The organism is Acinetobacter legionensis (genome assembly GCF_048552295.1).
In the GTDB taxonomy this organism is placed as follows: Bacteria; Pseudomonadota; Gammaproteobacteria; order Pseudomonadales; family Moraxellaceae; genus Acinetobacter.
Genome location: NZ_JBIMCW010000008.1, coordinates 1 through 21,346, shown reverse-complemented (window position 1 = coordinate 21,346; position 21,346 = coordinate 1). Strand labels below are relative to the sequence as shown.

16 protein-coding genes and 2 pseudogenes are annotated in these 21,346 nt (G+C 39.9%); 1 reads left to right on the top strand and 17 read right to left on the bottom strand.

Annotated elements, in window-relative coordinates:
- Positions 1–376: 376 nt before the first annotated feature.
- A complete protein-coding gene (locus ACG916_RS08015; RefSeq protein WP_336953946.1) occupies positions 377–1,252 on the top strand; it encodes a LysR family transcriptional regulator in 876 nt (291 codons plus the stop codon).
- Positions 1,253–1,390: 138 nt separating this feature from the next.
- Here ACG916_RS08015 and ACG916_RS08010 read toward each other — a convergent pair whose 3' ends face one another.
- The 17 genes and pseudogenes from ACG916_RS08010 to ACG916_RS07930 all read right to left on the bottom strand — a co-directional run.
- The gene (locus ACG916_RS08010; protein ID WP_419328171.1) at positions 1,391–2,548 is read right to left on the bottom strand and encodes a fimbrial protein; all 1,158 of its coding nucleotides are present in this window, start codon (positions 2,546–2,548) and stop codon (positions 1,391–1,393) included.
- Between the two features lie 3 nt (positions 2,549–2,551).
- The gene (locus ACG916_RS08005) at positions 2,552–5,131 is read right to left on the bottom strand and encodes a fimbria/pilus outer membrane usher protein (protein ID WP_419330475.1); all 2,580 of its coding nucleotides are present in this window, start codon (positions 5,129–5,131) and stop codon (positions 2,552–2,554) included.
- Positions 5,132–5,251: 120 nt separating this feature from the next.
- Positions 5,252–5,962: a fimbrial biogenesis chaperone gene (locus ACG916_RS08000; protein WP_336953949.1), complete on the bottom strand. Its 711-nt coding sequence runs from the start codon at positions 5,960–5,962 to the stop codon at positions 5,252–5,254.
- A 31-nt stretch (positions 5,963–5,993) separates the two neighbouring features.
- Positions 5,994–6,605 (bottom strand): fimbrial protein, encoded by a 612-nt coding sequence (locus ACG916_RS07995; protein ID WP_336953950.1) that lies wholly within the window; start codon positions 6,603–6,605, stop codon positions 5,994–5,996.
- An 876-nt stretch (positions 6,606–7,481) separates the two neighbouring features.
- Positions 7,482–7,732: pseudogene (locus tag ACG916_RS07990) on the bottom strand (transposase); the annotation flags it as partial.
- Positions 7,733–8,149: 417 nt separating this feature from the next.
- Positions 8,150–10,573: a glucose/quinate/shikimate family membrane-bound PQQ-dependent dehydrogenase gene (locus ACG916_RS07985; protein ID WP_336953951.1), complete on the bottom strand. Its 2,424-nt coding sequence runs from the start codon at positions 10,571–10,573 to the stop codon at positions 8,150–8,152.
- 16 nt (positions 10,574–10,589) lie between these two features.
- The gene (locus ACG916_RS07980; protein WP_419328173.1) at positions 10,590–11,915 is read right to left on the bottom strand and encodes a carbohydrate porin; all 1,326 of its coding nucleotides are present in this window, start codon (positions 11,913–11,915) and stop codon (positions 10,590–10,592) included.
- Between the two features lie 17 nt (positions 11,916–11,932).
- A complete protein-coding gene (locus ACG916_RS07975) occupies positions 11,933–13,393 on the bottom strand; it encodes a right-handed parallel beta-helix repeat-containing protein (protein ID WP_419328174.1) in 1,461 nt (486 codons plus the stop codon).
- Positions 13,394–13,413: 20 nt separating this feature from the next.
- On the bottom strand, positions 13,414–14,253 hold the full coding sequence (gene aroD / locus ACG916_RS07970) for a type I 3-dehydroquinate dehydratase (RefSeq protein ID WP_419328175.1): 840 nt from the start codon (positions 14,251–14,253) through the stop codon (positions 13,414–13,416).
- Between the two features lie 282 nt (positions 14,254–14,535).
- The gene (pcaG, locus tag ACG916_RS07965) at positions 14,536–15,165 is read right to left on the bottom strand and encodes a protocatechuate 3,4-dioxygenase subunit alpha (RefSeq protein ID WP_336953954.1); all 630 of its coding nucleotides are present in this window, start codon (positions 15,163–15,165) and stop codon (positions 14,536–14,538) included.
- A gap of 12 nt (positions 15,166–15,177) precedes the next feature.
- Positions 15,178–15,903: a protocatechuate 3,4-dioxygenase subunit beta gene (gene pcaH / locus ACG916_RS07960; protein ID WP_004722139.1), complete on the bottom strand. Its 726-nt coding sequence runs from the start codon at positions 15,901–15,903 to the stop codon at positions 15,178–15,180.
- A gap of 10 nt (positions 15,904–15,913) precedes the next feature.
- The gene (gene pcaC / locus ACG916_RS07955) at positions 15,914–16,327 is read right to left on the bottom strand and encodes a 4-carboxymuconolactone decarboxylase (protein WP_336953955.1); all 414 of its coding nucleotides are present in this window, start codon (positions 16,325–16,327) and stop codon (positions 15,914–15,916) included.
- Between the two features lie 44 nt (positions 16,328–16,371).
- Positions 16,372–17,724, bottom strand: a complete 1,353-nt coding sequence (gene pcaK / locus ACG916_RS07950) for a 4-hydroxybenzoate transporter PcaK (RefSeq protein ID WP_336953956.1) — start codon at positions 17,722–17,724, stop codon at positions 16,372–16,374.
- 42 nt (positions 17,725–17,766) lie between these two features.
- The gene (gene pcaD, locus ACG916_RS07945; protein WP_419328178.1) at positions 17,767–18,546 is read right to left on the bottom strand and encodes a 3-oxoadipate enol-lactonase; all 780 of its coding nucleotides are present in this window, start codon (positions 18,544–18,546) and stop codon (positions 17,767–17,769) included.
- An 8-nt stretch (positions 18,547–18,554) separates the two neighbouring features.
- Positions 18,555–19,913 (bottom strand): 3-carboxy-cis,cis-muconate cycloisomerase, encoded by a 1,359-nt coding sequence (gene pcaB, locus ACG916_RS07940; protein WP_419328176.1) that lies wholly within the window; start codon positions 19,911–19,913, stop codon positions 18,555–18,557.
- A gap of 8 nt (positions 19,914–19,921) precedes the next feature.
- Positions 19,922–21,130 (bottom strand): 3-oxoadipyl-CoA thiolase, encoded by a 1,209-nt coding sequence (gene pcaF, locus ACG916_RS07935; protein WP_419378805.1) that lies wholly within the window; start codon positions 21,128–21,130, stop codon positions 19,922–19,924.
- 13 nt (positions 21,131–21,143) lie between these two features.
- Positions 21,144–21,346, bottom strand: a pseudogene (locus tag ACG916_RS07930) (3-oxoadipate CoA-transferase); the annotation flags it as partial.

Genomic DNA, 21,346 nt, shown 5'->3' with positions numbered 1-21,346 from the left:
ATCAAAGCCGGAACAGAAGTCTTTTTCAATATTAGGTTTTTCAACAAGAATTTTGATAATACATTAAAAACAATAAGTGGAACTACTTTAGACCGACAGAATAATTTTCTCACTATTATAGACAAAAAAATCAAGATATCTATTTTATTGATCAAGCTGAAGTTCAATTAAAATATTTACCTGCACTATTTTTATATAACATGTATGGAAAATGTGTATGTTATAGCAAAAATTGAGTTAATTTTATTTTACTTTCTTAACACGCAAATATATTGATAATCATCACACAAAGTAATAATATGAATTAGTTTATGTAATAAAGAATTAATATCTATTTACAACCTTCAATTCAATATGGTTTACCAGGGTTTTTAGTATGATAGAGAGGTTATCACTTAATTCACTAAAGTTTTTTTATTATGTTGCTATCGAAGGAAGTGTCACGATCGCTGCTGAACGATTGTATGTGACACAAAGTGCTGTAAGTCGACAAATTAAAAATTTAGAAGAGTTGTTAAATATTACTTTATTTGAAAGAAAAAATAAGTCTTTGATTCTTACCGCTGAAGGCAAGGTTTTGTTAGATTGCTGTCAAAATGTATTTAATCAACTCGACAATTGTATTATCGGTATTCGCCAACAAAAATATAAAAACAACAACTTAACAGTGTCTTGTGAGGCAACGATTTCAATGAAATGGTTAATTCCAAGAATGATGAAATTTAATGAGTTAGACCTTGGTTTTGGCATCACACTTTTAACTGGTGGTGGTCACTTAGATTTTCAAAATCAAAATATAGACCTTGCCATACGAAGAAATGATTTTGTATGGGCAAATCATCTTTTTAGCGAGAAAATTGCAGATGAATTTATGTTTTTAGTAAATTCCAACCAACAGAACGCCTCTAATTTAATCTTAAGTACCTCAAGACCAAAATTTAAAAACTATTTATTCAAAGCACATCCTGAAATTTCAAAGCTTAATACGATTGAGCTGGACCATTTCTACTTATGTATCGAAGCCTGTTTATCTGGCTTGGGGCAAACTATCGTATCGGGTTTTATGGTTGAACATGAACTGGAACATGATTTTATTCAAGTCGAAAAATATCTAGATTTAGATGATTCAGCATATTACCTACTCTCCTCCACACCGATTGAAGAAGATCATCGAAAAATTATTTTTAGAGATTGGTTAATTAAAGAAATGCAATGCACCCAACAAAACTTGTTTAATAGATTTAGCTTTTAAAATGGCAAGCAATCTAAATATATATAATATTTTAAATAAATCAGTTTTAAATTAATTTTCCTCTGGAATATCAAAACCTAATATTGAAATATGATTTTCAATCTTTTGCCCAATACTTTTTTATTACATAGGTTTAAATTATTTGTAATCTATAAATACTGTCGCTTGGGCTTGTACTAGACCTGGTGTCGCTATGCTTGCTGAACGGAAATATCTCGCTTTTAGCGCTTTGGTAAAAGTGGTCGAAGTAGAGTCTGTGGGTACTATGTAAAAAGAACTTTGGCTACCAATCGCCATTGGTGTGTCAGTCGCATCTCGTAATTGCACATCCACATTACTGCGGTTTGCTAAAGCAGGATGGTTTTTTAAAATACCCTTATTATTTATATTATTTGGTGTATAGCTATCTGTAATCATTGCCAATAATATTTTATTAGGCATTGTAGTCGTACAGTTTATGCTGACATTAAAATTCTTTTCATTGGCAGTTTGATTACTGCTTAATATGCTGGTGGGTACAGTCGCTAAATTTACGATTTGATTCGACATTGTGCAAGTCGGGAGTGTAAAGCTCATCCTTAGGTTTACATATACTTCTGTTGTTCCTGTTTTAGGGACCCCACTTGGCTTGATTGTTGAACCATTATAATCATCAAACTTATAGCTGATTGTACCCAAATGAATTTGAACTATAGCATTATTCAAAGCATCAATCACTGCAGCAGAAGGTTTATAAGTCGAAAGTAATTTAAAATTGAATATTGAGGATCTTACAGTAGCAATCGCTGTTCCAGCATTTGTTGATCCTCTAAAATAAGATTCACCTGCAATTGTCACAGGTGTACCTAAACCAGTATTGGGTAAAATATTATAATCAGTATTCATAGATAATATATTTTGAATCATTGGAGGGCTATGATTACCATCATGCAAATTAAAAGAAATTTTTAAATTATTCATTAACCAAATCTTGGCTGCTGCTAAAGCTGTAGGATCTGTAATTGAACCTATAATTTTAATATCGGGTCCAACTGAAAAAGGACTGTTGCCCACCAAATCTGTCCTGCCTATTATAGCAGCAAATGTAGAACGTACCGCCACAGATGGAGTGCAACTCAGTAACATAGATTCCGAATCTAAACTATTAATGGCCTGATCATAAGGAAAATTACTAATTGTCCCAACCACTCGATTAAAAGTCACTGAACTAGATGTGTTACAGTTCGCAATAGTCGCAAGTACAGATTGTGATAATGCAAATAATAATGGAACAGAGAACCAAAAAAGCTTATTCATAATTTATTTACACTCCACATCAACAATATTGAAGTTCACTGTGGTTTTTTGTTCGAGTTGCTGTTTAGAAATCGGTGCAATCTGACAGCTTTCATTTTCACTGCTACCCCAGATCACACGACTGGTATTCATTAATGGCTGTTCTTTGTTAACAATCACTTGATTGCCTGCCCCAAGAATTCCAATTGTATTATTCTCGCTATCTTTAAACTGACTGCCCATTGGCAAATCTTGCCGCTGCGTTGAATGGATACGCAATAGTAAATTACTGGATTTATTGGCTTTAAATTCAACCAACTGCGAACTGTATTTACGCGGAATTACATCGCTCTGATTGGATTCCAATGTCACGTTTGTAGGTAAATTCTTCGGATCCAAAGTAATGGTATTTTTGCTATAGGCGGAGTTAAATGGATAGATAGCGTTACCAAAGCGATCGACTTTTACGCCCCATGCATTTTCCACATTGGCACCCTTGCCATTTTTAGCATGGATGATGGTGTATGTTTCTGGCAAGCTGTTAACAGGGGTTAAGCCATAACGATGTCCAACCACTGCACCCAGTGTTGACAATGAGTACTGTATGCTATGTGAATCAGACGAGATCGTTGACCCAACATTCATCATAGGCAAGAGGTAACTAATATTGCCATTATAACGGGTATTGTTCTGTGCATCGGAAACACCTAAACCAAATGTAATCTCATTATTGGCACCTGCTATACCAGACAAACTTGCATTTGAAGTGACTTGATCATTTTCGTTACGCTGTACACTAGAACTTGCATACATCTTCTGTTTACGCCATTCCAGTGGAATCGAGATAGAAAAAAAAGCGGTGGTGCTGCGTTCATGCTCACGATTAGTGTAATCGGTACGGCTTAAGCCAATATTGTAGCTGGCTTTTTTCCAATTATTACCATAACTTAGGTTATATTGGTAATAATCCTGGTTATCATCCCAATAGGTGTTTCTACGCGCACTCAGGTTTATATTTCCCCACCGAGTATCCGCTAAGGATTTAGAAATACTGATGCCGATATTTTCTTTTAAATTATAGTTATATAAAAAGTTATCATATTCACTTTCAGTTAGTATAGTTCGATTACGCTGATAGAGGTGTGAAGAAATACTCATGTAATCACGATTATATTTGGCATAATCTGCATATAAATAGAAACTTTGAGGAATCCATGCATAACGATAATTTAAGGCATATTTCGTCCCTTGGTAACTTTTACCAAATAGCTCTGAGTTTGTATGCTCAATGATCGTAGTCACACCACCAATAGGGATATTTAATGCCAACATCCCCAAGCCGCTGGCATAGCCATTACTGATATTTAAACCAGCACCGAGGGTCAAACTATTAGTCAAACCATAATTAAAACTACCTTGGAATAATTTATCATCGGTGATTTCTGTTCGAGTACGATAACGACCACCCGCAACGCTGTAGTTATAACGTCCTTGGCGAACTAAGTCTTGATTACTTTGCAGAGACACAATAAATGTCCTCTTTTCTCCTCCTGTTTCGGTGATTTCAACAGTTAAATCACCGTTTGCAGCATTGAGATCATTAATCTTAAATGCGCCACGTGGGACTGTACGCTCATAAATTTTCTGTGCATTTTGAAATATCCTCACCACCGCATTGGTGTAGGCGAAGTTTTCAATCACAGGTGCATACTGACGATAAGCCCATGGCAACATGTCTTGTTCAGAGCTGATTTGAGCACCGACGATCGGCAAGTTATCCAGACGATACGTCATGGTATTAAATTGCCCCACACTCAAACGTGAGTTTATTGGAGTAATATCGCGGTAGAGAATATTTTGATCTGAATGGTATTGGCCCAAACCTGAGTTTTTTGACTCAAAAGCACCTGAGTGACGATAAAACCAACCCGCTAAATTTAAACCGCCATTTAAGCCTAAATATTTACTTTCTTGATTTTCATCACGATTGTAGTTAAACGCATAGCCAATAAAACCAGAGTTAACACCATTATTAAATAATTTAGGATTGATATAACCTTCTGGACGTTCCTCACGTAAAGCCTGAGGGATAGATAAAGCCAGTTTTAATTCTGCAAGATTAAAATCTTTGTAGGCATCGGCATCCAATGTTTTCATGGTCAAACAGGGTTTATTCGGCAACGTTGCACGGAAGTTATCTTTTAAATCCAAACGATCAAGCAAGTCTGGTGATAAACATAATACTGCCGATTTCTGTCCATCCAAGTGATCAAAATGCACATTTACAGTGTCCAAAGATTCACCATTTACTGACAAATGAACCAAATACTGACCAGGCGCTACAAAGTTTCGAGAGGTGAAACCACTTAAATCTACATTGGTTTGCTCACCAAACAATGAGGCTGCATTAAACGTAGTAAAGTCATTATTACTAGCCGTTAATTCATTATAGTTCTGAGCAATAAGCTGACTATTATCTTGGGTAATTAAATGACCATCTGTATTTGTATCAGCATGAGAAAATTGCACGTCTTCAGCTGAAGTCTGAACAGTAACAGTTGACATCAACATTAAAAAAAGTTCAGACTTTTTAAAATTCAGCATAGTAATAACCTGCTCATCATTACTGTTTTATTGCTAGCGCCCTATAAAAAAGGCAACAGAACTTCAAAGCTATTTTTCAAATTCTTAGTGAAATTATTAAAAAATGTCTTAATAATAAATTTATTGGATTGTTGTTTCGTATGTTTGTAATGTACCTAAATCATTAAGCACCTCGTAAACGATTTTTTTAGTTGAGGTATCCAGTTTAAAATCTTTCAGAATTACATGAGTAAAAGGTGCCAACATAATAGCTTGGTCTGCTGAGCTAAATGCCTGGTTTTTACCACTTTCAATTTGAACCACAGTCAGATAATAAGGTGTTGGATTATTCATACTTACGTTTTGAGCACCTTGATCATATTTAAACTGCACGCTTTGCTGTGCCAAAAATGCTGTCATGGCTAACTCACTAGGTCGGTAAAATAGTTTTATCCGCGTTCTTACTGTAAAAGATAAATAGTTTTTATCTTTCAGTGCTGGATCATCTGGTGGAATATCCATCATATTGAACCAAAAAATAGATTCACGATCCTGCGGTAATTTTTTAATATCCAAAGGAATAACTCGAATAATCTGACCTTTTCGTGCTTCAACTCGAGTCAATGGTGGATTTAGAATAAAAGGAACTTCACTTGCCTTGGGAATCTTTTCTGAATCCCCAGTATCTATCCACACTTGTACAAGTGATGGAGTGTCAAAAGCATTTCGGAGCTGGACATTTACACTTTTGGATTCAGCTGGGAAAATGATGCGAGTACCATCTATTGAGACACCGGCATAAGCAAATGACATCATCAAGTAAATGAATCCAGCAATTTTTAGGTAACGCATTATTTCCCCCTCTAGCAAACAGATTCAAAAATTAATTGTATTGCAACGTATAGTTGACAACTGCAGTCACGTTTTGTCCACTTACAGTTCCTGTCTTGCTCGCATACTGTGCTTTGTAAAGCATGGTGGCGGTACCACTACCATCCGCTGCAAGCCCTGTAATTGCACTTTTAGCTTGGACACCCCAAGGCTCAGAAAGATTAACAGCAATATCTGCATCTGTTAAAATTTGGATATAAACTGGATTTGCTATAGAAGCACCACCTTCTGTTGCTTTATTCACTAATAAAGTTTTATCAGTGGTGTCTAAGTCAGCTGTAGAAATTGGACTCAGGTATAAACCTTTTAGTGCTTTATTTGTTGATGCGTCGCAATTACCTGTGCCTGCAGCATTTTTTAACTGTAGGCTAAAGTTTTTTCTCGCTGCAGTCATATTGGTCGCAGTAAAGGTTGACTTAAGTACAGTGTCTAAGGTCAAAACTAAATTTTGACTGCCGTTTACTCCAGATCCAGAGCCCGCTAATGTACAAGTTTCATCAGTTATCATACCGTTAATTGTAATTGTTCCGTCTGCTGCAAAAACACTTGAACATGCTAAACTTAAAGCTAGAGTGCCTAATGCTGGCAATGTTAACTTCTTCATTCAATAAACCTCTTCAACTTTTTAAAAAAATGATAAGACGGTTTTATTATGTCGTGCATATCACGCTTAAAATCGATAGTCACAAAAAATAATACCCCCTACAAAACCACTTTCAATTTATTTTAATCTTCACCTTACACTTATAAATAAAGAACAGCTTAAAATAAAAAAACATCCTAGCAAAAATAAATAAATATCACAATATCCCTTATTTCAATTACTTATCACGCAAATAAAAATTAAGAATCATGATTATTTTATTTATTTACTTTAAATAATTTATAAAAACAAAACAATATAAATCAAATAATTTTTCACAATTAAAAATGCTATTTTTATTATATAAAAAGACAAACACAGATATTCTAAAATTTATCCTTAAACCAAATATAACAATATCACCCACCTCAATAACACTCAAAACATATGATTAAGCCAAATCACCCAAGATACATTTAAATTAAAAATCAAAATTTATTAATAAAATTCACTCATACTTTCCATTTATTTTAAGTTAAATATTGCTGAATTTTAATAAAAATCCTTCATTAAAATTAATTATCACAGATAAAAAAGACTAATTAAATCGCTATACATTATTATAATTTTCTCGAATTCCTTATAAATTTATGCTTCTAATGATTACTTATTTTAAAAATAAGCTTGGTATTCACTTATTTTTTATGAGCATTTAATGATCAAATGCTCTTTTTTAATGAAAAAAATCTCATTCATATTAAAAATAAGACTTAAATACAGAAATAAACGCTGTTTGAAATACTAGAAACTATTTTTTTCAAGAATAAAGTATAGAAGTTGCAGTTCTTTGGCTTTGTAATACAGAAATTTTTTCAATGTTGTTGAGCAATCTCATCAGCAAAGAAGAATGAGACTTTGAACAAAGCCGTGACCATACCTAAAGACAGACGGAATAAGGATTTCATCATTAAACAACATTAGATCGCTATATCTGAATAGGTTTGATTTCGACCTTGTTTGCCTTGCGGTTGTTCATACCACTGAGTATTGGGATCAAACCAAATGGCAATATTGCCACGATTAATGAGAGCTTGGTTGTATGAAGACCAATTAAGAGTACTGTAAATATTAGGGCGAGGCTTATTCATTTGAAAATTATAGTGTGGAATCAGCCTTTAGAGATAGGATTGCGCAACAAAGCCTATTGAGTGATCAAAGTTTTCTTTATAGTGTATATTAAATTTTTTTTACAAGAAAATCAGAATTTATTTAAAAAATAAGCGTTATTCGAAATTCGTGAAAATCAAATATTGAAGTTGTATTCTCGGTTTAATTCACTCAGATATCGAGCTTTTTGATGATGTTGTGTAGATAACTCTATTTACTTTATCGACAGAGGAAATTGCTAAACTCGGTGTCTGTTGCTTCCAACGATGCTTAAGTCAAAAATTATTATTATTTCGATGAGTATACAAATGTATGTCTAAGCTCTTTAAATTTTAAACCCATAAAAAACTGCAACCGTTAAACGATTGCAGTTTTGTTTTTTAACGTTTTACTGCAGCTTATTTCAAACTATAAGCAATCACATAGTCACCATGATCAGGAGATTGCCGAGCACCGCCGGCAGTGATCATCACATATTGTGTGCCTGTTTTTGGTGAAACATAGCTAATAGGTGTTCCTTGGCTACCGACTGGTAAGCGTGATTTCCACAACTCTTGACCTGACGATGAATCCAGCGCGCGTAAGTAGTAATCTTGCGTTGCGGCAAAGAACACTAAGCCACCTTGTGTTGCCATTGGGCCCCCAATCGTTGGCATACCAATTGGTACCTTTAAGCCCATTTTTATGCCCATTGGTCCAGTATCTTCAACCGTTCCCATTGGAACTTGCCAAGCAATCTGGCGCGTTTTCATATCGATGGCGGTCATAGTACCGTATGGTGGTTTTTGACATGGAATATTTAACTTAGACCAAAAACGATCTTTATTGACTTTATACGGCGTACCTTTCATTGGTACAGCGCCCATGCCTGTATTGACTTTCTCGCCACCACTTGCCTGAATTGCTAAATCTTCAGGTGTCTGCTCAATCAACTGAATCCATAAACCTAAACGCATGTCGTTGACGAACATGTATTGATGACTTGGATCAAAGGCGATACTGCCCCAGTTCATGCCACCTAAAGAGCCTGGGAAGCTTAAAGATTTGTCTTTACCTGGTGCTGTATATAAGCCTTCATAACGCATGGTTTTAAATCCAATACGGCACATTAGTTGGTCAAATGGTGTAGCCCCCCACATATCCGATTCAGTCAAAGTTTGATTACCAATTTGTGGCATTTCAACTGAACGTGGTTGCGTCGGGCTATATTGTTCACCGGGAATATCGGCAGCCTTCACTGACTGTTCGATCACTTTGGTTAAAGGTTTACCTGTTAAGCGATCCAATACAAAGAATTGTCCAGATTTGGTTCCAATCACCACGGCTGGTTGATTAGTCCCATTTTTCGCAGGGAAATCAACCAAACTTGGTTGCATTGGTAAATCAAAATCCCATAAGTCATTATGAACGGTTTGATAAACCCACTTTTCTTTACCTGTGGTTGCATCTAAAGCCAATACAGATGAATTGTATTTATGATCCAAAGGTTGACGATTGCCCCCCCAAACATCCACTGAAGAGCTCCCCATTGGTAAAAATACCGTGTTCATCTTAGGGTCATATGACATTGCAGCCCAAGAGTTTGCTGAACTGCGTTTATAGGTTTCACCTTCTTTTAACACATAGTTTGGATCAGGATTACGTGGATCAAATGCCCAGCGCAATTGACCTGTGATCACATCATAAGCACGAATCACCCCACCTGGCATATCTGCGGCAAGGTTATCTGCAATACGACTACCAACCACAATCACTGTGCCCGCAATAGTCGGAGCGGAGGTCACTTCAAAACGTGGCGCGGTGGTTCCTTCACCCAAACCTTTAAGTAAATCAACTGTCCCATCAACACCAAAATCTTTACAACGTTCACCTGTGTCTGCATTGACCGCAATTAAGCGTCCATCAGGTGTGTTGGTATAAACACGGCGTAAGCAAGCGGTATTGTTTGCCACAGCTTGGACAGGTGTTGCACCCGCCAAAGTCGGTTGACTTAAAGGTTGAGTTGAATCGAAGTAGGCAACCCCACGACATCGTTCCCATGCATCTGATTTCGAGTTGACCTCTGCTTTCCACAGTTGTTTACCCGAATCTGCATCTAAAGCAAAAATATTGTTATGTGGCGTACATAAGAAAATCTTATTACCCACCTGTAACGGGGTCATTTGATCTTCTGCCCCATTACCTGAGCCTGTGGTAAAATCACCAGTACGAAAACGCCACGCTTCTTTTAATTGATGAACATTGTCGCGGGTGATTTGGTCGAGTGCGGCAAAACGACTGCCCCCAGCATCCTGACCATAGTGTTGCCAATTGCTTTGTTTCATATCGGTTTTAACAGGAACTAATGGCAATTCTTGACCTGATGCCGCCACCGTTGGATGCGGTTGGAACATTTGATAAAGTCCAATCAACATACCAAGAACCGTAACTACCCCTAAGCCATACGCAGGTAAGCTTGCACTCGGTTGAAACTGGTAGCGACGAATTGCGGGTAGGCTAAACATCAATGCAGCAAAGAGACCTGCTGGAAACATTAGTCTCGAAAATAAAGGCCAAAACTCCCAACCCGCATCTAGCAATGACCAAATGATGGTTCCCACAAAAACTAAGCTAAATAGCCAGACTCCCAGTGTTTTTTTCTTAAAAATAAAAATGGCTGATGCAAGCGTCAACACACCAGAAATCACGAAATACCATGATCCTCCGAGTGTCACTAATTTTGCACCGCCAACGGTAAAGAATAGCCCTGTCAGTAGCAAAGCCAAACCTAATATAAAACACCATATTTTTAATACGGTATGAGAGCTTGTAGACTTAGTCATAGGTCATACTCCTAGATTAGAAATTCACACGCATGCTCAAACCTGCAACCCATGCATCATCCACTTCTTTTACACCCGCAGGCTGATGGATATATTGTAGGTTCGGTCGTAACATGACCGCAGGTGACCATTGGTAGGTGTAGTTCAATTCAACATTGAGTTCATCACGTTGAACGGGCACATAATCTGCCGCAAACATGTCGTATTGGTCATAGCCACGGCTACTATTGGTTTCAATTTGGCGATTTTTATAACGATCATTGACTATATAGTTTGCTACACCAAATCCGATTGAATCATTTGGACGACTGTCAAAAGGCCCTTTATACCAAAGTGCAAGTTGTTGCGTACTTTGTACTGCGGTGGTGGCTTTATCATTAACAACGGCGTTAAAGCTTAGGAACAAACCACGTTTTGGATCCTGCCCTTTTTGGCTGAGTTGTTGTTGTGCATTAATCCAAAAACTATGTTTGCTATCATGTACCTTTCCAGCGATCGCGATATCATTGGCTTCAGCGGTCGAGTAAAGTGCACCAACTTTATACTCGCCTGCTAAACCATCAAATGCTGCTAGTTTTGGTCTCCATGCCAGTTCTACTGGAATAATGGCACCTTTGACATTATTCATATCCAAGTTAAAACCATCATTTTTGCCAGTTTTAATATTGTCAGGATTCACCTCATAAACACCAACACCCAATGTCCACTCAGGTGCGAATTGGTATTTGACATTGGTTCCCCATAAGCCTACGGGTGAGTTGTACCAAATTGAGCCAATGGATTTGCCAAGTTGCCCACCACAAAGTAATAAGTTTTGGAACTCACATTGTGAACCATTAAAGTCATCTGACATGCCCATACGTCCAACCTTGAATTGAACGGTATTGTCAGCAAAACCTTTTTTTACCCATGCTTGGGTTAAACGCCAAATTTTGCCGCGTCCATAAATTTCTTGTGAATTGCCTAAAGCGCTAGAACGAGGGTCTTTGATACGCTCCAAAGTTAAAGCGTTACCGTCACGTTTGGTAATTAAAATATTGGCGGTGGTGTCTTTCCAGCCTGTAATTTTATTTAAATCAAAGTTTACGCCTAAAGCCAGTTGTGCTGCGTTTTCAAAGCTGTTGTCATCGTTATAGCCACCATCTAAATTGGTCGCAGCTTGACTCATGATCGAAGCGGTAAATTTATAACCATCTTTTTCCAGTTGTTGGCGTTGTCCATTCCAATCGCCCAATAACCATTGGCGATCTTGTGACCAGGCTTGCTCAGCAAAACTGCTCTGAGCCGTACAAACTGCAACTACCAAGCAACTGAGTTTAAGAGATAAAGAATTTGTACTCATATTAAGCATCCTTACTTTTATTTAAGTTTTAGCGCTGAGCTAAGTTCAGATGTTGCACCTAAACGATCTGTGATACTGGCGGTGATCGATGCAACTTTCACTGTCGGTTTCCAAGTAACGGTTGCTGTGCCTTGAGCATTGGTTGCAACAGTGCTTGAGCCTAAATAAAACTCGGCTTCATGTGCGCTTGCTTGTGAGTTTCCAAAAAATTCAACTTGGTAACGTTGGTTCGGTTGTCCTTTTACCTCTACCGCAATTTGACCTTTTGCTAAGGTCAATTTAGGTGCTTGAATATTTTGATTCGGTTGGGCATTACAGCCTTGTTCATTGGGTTGCTGGCAGGTCTTTTGTAAGTTTGCTGGGTCAATTTTCACGCCATGCCCCCGTGAACCGACAAAGTGCGCATGTTCTAATCCCGGAATATCAAAAATGATTGCACCTAAACGTTGATTGGGCACACAGCTCCCACCCGCTTCACAGCGTTTAATGTCTTTGCCATTATTCCAAATTTGGTTTTTGGTTAATGTGATACGCGCATTGGCATCTTTTTCTGAACGAATGGCAACCCCAACACGATTGCCATGGACTTTATTGCTGTCAAAAATATTGCCATCACCCGTGAGGTTAAAGCCGTTGGAATTATTGGTCAGTTCGTTATAGGCAATATAATTGCGTTTGCCCCAGTTGATCTGTAAGCCATCTGAATAGTTTTCAAACTTGTTGCCAATCACTGCATTGTCATTGCCCCATAGAATTTCAATGCCTTGTGATGGCTCTGGGTTTGCAGTGGTTGAAATAAAGTGGTTATTGGCAACCAAGTTAAATGCCGCACCACGAGTTAATTCAAGTCCATCACCATTGTCTTGGAAATAGTTATTTAACACTTTGTTGTTATTGGTGGTGGTCGCAGTCGGATTACCTTTACCATCATCCCCTGTCAACATCACCCCTGCACCGCCATAGTTGTGCATAATACGGTTATTTTGGATCAGGTTATTGCTTGCACGGTTCATCAATATCCCAATACAAAAACGACGAATCTCTAGTCCTTGAATGCTCACCCCGTTGATGTCACGTAACACAATACCCGGTAAAGTTGTGGTACGAACATTGGTTCCGAACTGCCCTTCGACAGCACCCGGACAAGCTTCTACGCCTGTACCTTTAATATAATTTGAGCCATCAATCGCAATAAACTCACCTGTTTTTGCCCATTGTGTACCCATGATTTTTACAGGTGCTTTAATTTCTGGCAGTGGACTGTTGACCTTAATCACATACGGTGCTTGCCCAACTGCTTGAATCAAAATCTCACTAGCTTCACTCGGTTTGCTGTTGGCTTGTTCAATCGCCCAACGTAATGAGCCTTTTTCTGTATCATCTTGATAGCGATCTACTACATAGCTTTCTGCCATTGTTAAACTAGAAACCGCTAAGCCAAGTGCCAATGTGGTTAAACGTAACGAAATCATTTTCATGTCTAAAAAATCCTTTTAAATTATGGTGTAGGTTGAACTACTTTTAATAACTGTTTAAGTTGGGTCACATCAATTTGGCCAGGCGCAGAAGCTTCACCGATCATGCCAAAACTAAAGCTGCCCCCCATATTGGCGGTAGCAATGCGAGAAACCGTTCCGAGTTTACCCATCGACATCGTCAGCAATGGTTTTTTAGATTGTTGACTGACTTTTAAGGTTGCATTCATTAAGGTAAATACATCTTGTTTGCTTTGTGGCATTACTGCGATTTTAAGAATATCTGCACCAAGCTGATCTTGTTTAAGCAAACGTTGCACGATCTCAGCTTCTGGAGGTGTTTGTTTAAAATCATGATTGGACATCACAATCAATACTTTTTGTTGATGGGCCAATTGAACAGTGCTTTTTACCACTTGCTGATCTCGAAACATTTCAACATCCAGCATGTCCATAAAGGGCTGGCGTAAGTAGGCTTGATAGGTTTTGCCATAATCCGCATCACTTATGGTCAACTGCCCCCCTTCATTATGAGTACGAATGGTCGCAATCATGGGCTTAGAACCCAGAATCTGTTTAAGGTCATGACCCAATGCAATTACTTGTTTGGTGTCATTGGCAAAGTTGAGGAGATCTATGCGGAACTCAGCCAAATCGGCATCTGGATTATTGGCAATGATTTTTGCTTGTGCTAAGGCCTGCTCTTTGGTTTTTGCTGTAATCGGGACAATGGTTTTTACTGGGAGTTTTGCCAGTTCTGCAAGTTCAACTGGGCTTTGTGAAACAGGTTGCGCCTGTGTCATTTGAAAGGTAAATATGGAGCTAAGTGCAAGCGTCAATGCTGCAAGTTTTTGTAGTTTCATTTTTTCATCTTCCTTAATAGATTTGTTTTGGTTTTTTGGAGTCTTACCAAGTTTCCATTTAATGACAGGATAAACCTTCGGTTCGACCTCCTTTACTTTCGGAAAAAGGAGAAGTGAAGCTTCGCAAGAAAACCATCTTGCGGAGCCTTACCCCTCACCACAAAACCTGTTCAATCCTTTTAACTATCCTGTTTATCGCAGATAACAATATCTTGTTGATCCAACGAAGGTTACGGATAATGTTTCCAAGTATCTAATTTGATCCTAAATTTTTTAGGCGCGTTAAATATCAAAAAATACGGTTTCGTCTTCACCTTGAATGCGAATATCAAAGCGATACACGATTTCACCATCTTCTTCACTGCGTTTTGCAATCAGAGTTTGGCGGCGGACTGCCCACTCAATGCTGTTCAGTACCGCATCATTGGCATTGGCTTCAACTTCATCGTCAAAATAAATACGGGTATTCAAACCAATGTTTATCCCACGGGCAAATAACACGACTGCAATATGCGGTGCTTGAGTCGTACCTTTACGCCCTGCCACAGCACCCGGTTTAATGGTGTCAAAACTCCAAAAACCTGTTTCAAAATTTGCGCCTGTACGTCCCCAGCCCTGAAAATGCGCATCCGCTGTTTTGCCTTGGGTATCTGCCCGACTTGGATAAACCCCATTGGCATCGGCTTGCCAGATTTCCAATAAGACATCTCGTAATGGTAAACCCAGCCCATCAAACACTTGACCTTCAATACGGATACGTTGGCCTTGGGTATGTTCCTTCACCAACTGGTTATCGAAGCTATGTTCAAACACTTCAATATTGGCTTGTTGTGGCAATAAACCAATATGCACATAAGGACCACCTGTTTGTGATGGGGTTTCCTTAATTTCCTGAAAATTCCATGCATTCATTGTGTGAGTTCCTCAAGTCAAATCATTTTCAAAATAAGTCGCACGACGACCACGCAGATGAATATCAAAGCGGTAACAACGACTATCTGATTCAATGAAATTGTTTTTATCTTCTAATGCGATCAAGGCACGACGCTGATCTTCAGATGGAATGGTTTTTAAAATCGGACAAGTATCTATCAGGGTATCGCCCTCAAAATAGAACTGTGAAATTAAACGTTGTGCCCAACCATCTGCTATTAATGAAAAATGGATATGTGCGGGACGCCATTCATTGATTCGGTTACGCCACGGATATGGACCCGGTTTAATGGTACGAAAAATATAAAAACCATTTTCATCGGTTAAGGTACGACCACAGCCACCAAAGTTAGGATCCATTGCGCCAATAAATTTATCATTTGGATGGCGATAACGACCCGATGCGTTGGCTTGCCAAACTTCCAATAAGGCATTTTTCACAGGGCGACCAAACTGGTCACGCACATAACCATGCACAATAATTCGCTCACCGACAGGGAGCCCTTCTTTGGCATAGTTCAAAATCAAATCATTGTCTTTTGCACCAAAAATTTCAGGTGAAAAATGCGGTGAAGTTACTTCAGTTAATGTTTCATTAATCGAGATCAATGCATTTTTTGGCGAGCGTAATACACTGGTTTTATAGCCAGGTGTATATGCTGGCGGGTGATCTTCTGTATTTCGTTGCGGATACGCACCCAATGTATGACTTAACATGCCTATCTCCTTAATCCTGTTGTTGTGCAGCGACAGGTTGCACTTCTATTCCGAGTTCTTTAAAAACATCTTCAGCCATGTGCATTGCAGCATTTGCGGCTGGCAGTCCTGCATACAATGAGCTGTGTAAAATCAGTTCTTTGAGTTCGTCCTTGGTAACACCATTGTTAAAGCAAGCACGGAGATGCATTCTGAGTTCATCTTCTCGTCCCAATGCCAACAGAATAGCAATGGTGACTAAACTGCGGGTATGACGTGGTAAACCTTCACGTGACCACACCTCCCCCCAAGCAAAACGGCTAATAAAGTTTTGAAAATCTTGGTTAAAGTCATTCAAATTTTCTAAAGAACGACCGACATGTTTTTCACCCAATACTTCGGTGCGAACCTTTAGCCCTTGTTGGTAACGTTGTTCATCATTCATTGAAATTGTCCCCCCTTTGTGATCTTATTTCTGATCTGAGAAAGTTAGGTTGCATCGGTATGCGCCACTAAGGATTTAACAAAAATTGCCACAGCCGCAGCGGTTGCAGGAATCATCAATAAGCTTAAGATCGCGGTAAAAGACCAATCATTGCCCAACAAAACAGCACCAATCCAAGCCCCAAACACTGCGCCAAAACGACCAATCCCTGTCATCCATGCCACACCAGTTGCACGACATTGAGTAGGGTAAAAACGGGCACTTAACGCTGGCATTGCAGACTGTGCCCCATTGATTGCCACACCCGCACATAACACCAGAATTGCCAATAAGGTTGGGTTACTGAGACTTTGACCTACGGCAACAGCAAATAAGCCTGCAATAAAATAGAATGCTGAGATAATGCGGTTAGGGTTAAAACGATCCATTGCCCAACCAATAAATAACGCACTCAATACACCACCAAACTGGAACAGACCGCCGATAAATGCTGCGCGTTCCATGGTTGCGCCCGTTTCACGCATCAAGGTTGGTAACCAACTGGTCAGTAGATAAATCACGACCAAGCCCATAAAGTAGGTTGACCATAACAATACGGTGCCTTTGGCAAATTTTTGAGAAAACAACATGCCAAATACATTTTTCTTTTGTGCTACAGCAGACTGTTCATCTGGGATATAAAAACTGTCAGCAAGCTGTACTTTTTCAGGAGCAATATGACTTAGGATTTTGCGAACTTTTACAGCATCTCGCCCCTTAACAATCAAGAAGCGATATGACTCAGGTAACAGCACAATCACCAATACCATTAGGATTAAAGGTGAAATACCGCCTAGCAAGAATAAGCTGTGCCAACCAAAGGTAGGAATTAGCCAACTACTGACAAAACCACCTGTTGCCATACCTAAGTTATAGCCACAAAACATACAGGTCACGAGCAGTGAACGAACACGGTTCGGACAGTATTCGGAAAACAATGTGGTGGCATTTGGCATTGCTGCGCCTAGACCAATACCCGTTAAAAAGCGCAGTACAACCAAACTGTCTAAGTTTGGGGCATAGGCGGATGCCAAGGTAAAGCCACCAAAGATCAACATTGAAATGGTTAATACAATCTTGCGTCCAAAACGATCCGCAGTAGGTCCTGAAACCAACGCACCAATGATCATTCCACCCAGTGCTGCACTCATCACAGGTCCAAGTTGAGAGCGATCAATCCCCCAATCTTGTGCTAAAGCAGGGGCAATAAAACCCATTGCAGCAGTATCGATTCCATCAACAAATACAATGAGAAAACAAATAATTGCAATCATCCATTGATACTTGCTGATTGGTGCATCATTAATGAGTGCCTGAGCATCCATACTATTTTTTGGGGCAGCAAATTCCTGTGCCATAGTTGCCTCCTTGTAGGCGAATTCCTTTCTAACCCTAGACGGTTATATGTTCTGAATAAACTTGGACAATGCCTGATTGAACACTTGTGGTTGTTCAATATTGGACAAATGAGAAGCCGCCAAGATTTCAAGTTGACTGTTTGGAATGAATTGATGCATAAATTCTGCATCTTGAACCGTCGTTATAGGGTCATATTGACCTGCGATAATTAAAGTTGGGATCTGAATTTGATTGAGCTGATCTCGAACATCGGCATCTGCCAATGCTCGACACGCATTGGCATAGCCTTGTGCAGGTGCCACCGCTAAACTTTGAATGGTTTTTTGAGCAAGAACATCATGTGCATAATCAAAATGCTCACTAAACCAGCGGGTATGTGTAGTTTTGACAATTTCAGCCAATCCTTGTTGTTCAACGCTATCGGCACGGACTTTCCACGCCTCGGCTGTGCCGATTTTGGCTGCTGAGTTTGCAACAGTAATGCTATAAAAACGCTCAGGATATTCAATCGCCAGTGTGAGTGCTGTAATACCACCCATTGAAATTCCACAAAAATGGGTTTTTTTAATGTGCAAGCTATCTAAGATATCAATCACATCTTCAGCAAAGTTATGCAATGTTCCATTGGCAATCACATCACTTAATCCATGCCCACGGGTATCATAAGTAACGATTTGATAGTGTTGCGCCAAAGCATCTACTTGAACTTGCCACATACCATGATCAGTTCCCAATGAGTTAGAAAACACGATCACTGCTGCATCTTTTAAGCCTTGGACTTGAACGGCAAGTTGATGTCCTTGACGGTTCTTAATTTTCATACTGGTTTTCATGATTCAGACACTCCTTGTGCTGCTTGTAGTACTGCATCAATTTGTGCCTGAATATTGCCCAAGTAAGATGCTGGTTTAAAAATCTCATCTAGGGCTTGTGAACTTAGATGAACATTCACCTCAGTCATTTCTGACAACACTGTTTTTAAATGCTGCTGTTGCGCGAGGGCTTGCTGACAAGCTTGTTCGACCAAATGATGCGCATTTAATCGGCCAATTTTGGGTGCCAGTGCCATCATTGCTGCTTCTGCCATGATCAAACCCTGAGTACACTCAAGGTTACGCTGCATGGCTTGTGCATCGACTTGCATATGTTCAAGCACATCCGTAGTGCGTTCTAAAGCCCCTGCACATAACTGGAAAATTTCAGGAATCACTAACCATTCTGCATGCCAAGTGCCTAAAGCGCGTTCATGTTCTTGCAACATGTTTTGGTAGGCACTTGCCATTAATGCAGGGACACGGTTGGCTGCTGCAAGTACGCAAGCGGCTGCAACTGGATTACGTTTATGAGGCATGGTGGATGAGCCACCACGACCTTTTGCAGTGGGTTCAAAAACTTCAGCAATTTCAGTTTGCATCAGCAAAGACCAGTCTTTTGCCATTTTGCCGACATTACCCACAATCAGGGCAAGTACACTGGCAATTTCAACGATGCGGTCACGTTCACCGTGCCATGTACACTCAGGTGAAGTTAAATTTAATGCCGCGGCATAGGCTTTAACTACGGCTGAACCTTGATCTTGTAACGATGCCAATGAACCCACAGCCCCACCGAGTTGAGCGGTAAGCACTCGGCTTTTCATCTCGTGTAGACGGTCTAGATCACGTTTAAATGCTGCAGCCCAACGTGCAAACTTATGCCCTAATGTGATCGGTAAGGCTTGCTGTAACCAAGTCCGTCCAATCATGACTTGGGCACGATATTGTTGTGCTTGGTCTAATGAAACTTGATAAGCTTGTTGTAATTGTTTTTCGATCAGCCCTAATGCATCACGGCATTGCAGAATCGTGGCTGTATCGATAATGTCTTGGCTGGTTGCGCCCCAATGCACATAACGTGCTGTGTCTTCATCGTATTGTTTTACAATCGCAGTAAATTGCTTTACGAAAGGAATCGCAATATTTCCCGCAAGTGCTGTAGCAGTTGCCAGTGCTTGAAAATCAATTTTTGCTAGGGCTTGTTGTCCAACTTGTTCAATGATGGTAGCAGCAGATAGTGGAATCACCTCCACTTGTGCTTGTGCTTTTGCCAAAGCCACTTCAGCTTGGATCATGTAACCTAATAAGGCATGATCGCTAAAGATTGCTGTGACATCAGGCTGATAAAATAAGCTGGCGTATAACTGGCTCATCGGATACCTCACTCAACACGTTGAATAATGAGCGCGATGCCTTGCCCGACACCGATACACATTGAACATAAGGCATATTCACCCTTGATTTGTTCAAGCTGATTTAGGGCAGTGGTCACCAGTCTGGCACCTGATGCGCCCAAAGGATGACCTAAGGCAATCGCCCCACCATTAGGATTGACACGTGCATCATCATCTGCCAAACCTAAATCACGGGTGACAGCCAAAGCTTGGGCAGCAAAGGCTTCATTTAGCTCAATCACATCCATTTGCGCTAAACTAAGATCGGCTTGTTTAAGCAGTTTCTTGATTGCAGGCGCGGGTGCAAAGCCCATAATTCTTGGTTCAACCCCCACAGTGGTTGCTGCAATAATTTTCCCACGTGGTTTTAATTGGTATTTTTCTACAGCTTCATCTGAAGCAATCAATAAGGCCGCTGCACCATCATTAATTCCCGATGCATTACCCGCCGTGACCGTGCCATCAGCTTTGACCACACCTTTAAGTTTTGTCAGTGCGGCTAAAGTCGTTGATGCACGTGGATGTTCATCTGTATCCACAAGCACAGCATCGCCTTTACGCTGGGGAATAGTGACAGGCACAATCTCATTTTTGAAAAAACCTTGAGCTTGTGCTGCCGCAGTACGTTGTTGGCTGTTTAAGGCAAACTGATCTTGATCCGCACGGTTAATATTGAATTGTTCTGCCACGTTTTCAGCGGTTTGTGGCATGCTGTCCACACCATACATTTCTTTGAGCTTTGGATTGATAAAGCGCCAGCCCATAGTGGTGTCTTCAATCTTTTGACTGCGTCCAAAAGCACTATCCGACTTACCCATCACATAGGGCGCACGGCTCATACTTTCTACACCACCGGCAATGATTAAATCAGCTTCGTTGGCTTTGATGGCGCGAGCTGCCATGGCAATCGCATCCAGTGATGATCCACATAAACGGTTCACTGTAGTGGCTGGCACTTGATAAGGTAAGCCTGCCAATAATGCTGACATACGCCCGACATTACGGTTGTCTTCACCGGCCTGATTGGCACAGCCATAAATCACATCATCGACTTGTTGCCAATCTACTGTTGGATTACGTTGCACAAGCGCTTGAATTGGAATAGCACCGAGATCATCTGCACGTATTGGCGCAAGACCACCGGCATAACGACCAAATGGGGTACGGATGGCATCTATGATGTAAGCGTTTTTCATGTTGTCTATATCCTTAAGCCGGTATCGCGTCAATCAATGGAGCACCCGTCAAAGCCTGTAATTCTTCAAAGCTCAGACCTGCAACTTTTTCAAGCACTTTTAAACCCTCTGGGGTCACATCAATCACGCATAAGTCAGTATAGATACGATCAACACAATGCTTACCTGTCACAGGATAGCTCAGTTCTTCAACAATCTTAGGTTCACCTTGCTTGG

Bases quoted from the DNA above. Each gene is read 5' to 3' on its own strand.
- ACG916_RS08000 (WP_336953949.1), bottom strand. From the start codon at position 5,962: ATGCGTTACCTAAAAATTGCTGGATTCATTTACTTGATGATGTCATTT.
- ACG916_RS08010 (WP_419328171.1), bottom strand. From the start codon at position 2,548: ATGAATAAGCTTTTTTGGTTCTCTGTTCCATTATTATTTGCATTATCA.
- ACG916_RS08015 (WP_336953946.1), top strand. From the start codon at position 377: ATGATAGAGAGGTTATCACTTAATTCACTAAAGTTTTTTTATTATGTT.
- ACG916_RS07980 (WP_419328173.1), bottom strand. From the start codon at position 11,915: ATGAGTACAAATTCTTTATCTCTTAAACTCAGTTGCTTGGTAGTTGCA.
- pcaF (WP_419378805.1), bottom strand. From the start codon at position 21,130: ATGAAAAACGCTTACATCATAGATGCCATCCGTACCCCATTTGGTCGT.
- ACG916_RS07995 (WP_336953950.1), bottom strand. From the start codon at position 6,605: ATGAAGAAGTTAACATTGCCAGCATTAGGCACTCTAGCTTTAAGTTTA.
- ACG916_RS07985 (WP_336953951.1), bottom strand. From the start codon at position 10,573: ATGACTAAGTCTACAAGCTCTCATACCGTATTAAAAATATGGTGTTTT.
- pcaD (WP_419328178.1), bottom strand. From the start codon at position 18,546: ATGAAAATTAAGAACCGTCAAGGACATCAACTTGCCGTTCAAGTCCAA.
- pcaC (WP_336953955.1), bottom strand. From the start codon at position 16,327: ATGAATGATGAACAACGTTACCAACAAGGGCTAAAGGTTCGCACCGAA.
- ACG916_RS07975 (WP_419328174.1), bottom strand. From the start codon at position 13,393: ATGAAAATGATTTCGTTACGTTTAACCACATTGGCACTTGGCTTAGCG.
- ACG916_RS08005 (WP_419330475.1), bottom strand. From the start codon at position 5,131: ATGCTGAATTTTAAAAAGTCTGAACTTTTTTTAATGTTGATGTCAACT.
- aroD (WP_419328175.1), bottom strand. From the start codon at position 14,253: ATGAAACTACAAAAACTTGCAGCATTGACGCTTGCACTTAGCTCCATA.
- pcaB (WP_419328176.1), bottom strand. From the start codon at position 19,913: ATGAGCCAGTTATACGCCAGCTTATTTTATCAGCCTGATGTCACAGCA.
- pcaK (WP_336953956.1), bottom strand. From the start codon at position 17,724: ATGGCACAGGAATTTGCTGCCCCAAAAAATAGTATGGATGCTCAGGCA.
- pcaH (WP_004722139.1), bottom strand. From the start codon at position 15,903: ATGTTAAGTCATACATTGGGTGCGTATCCGCAACGAAATACAGAAGAT.
- pcaG (WP_336953954.1), bottom strand. From the start codon at position 15,165: ATGAATGCATGGAATTTTCAGGAAATTAAGGAAACCCCATCACAAACA.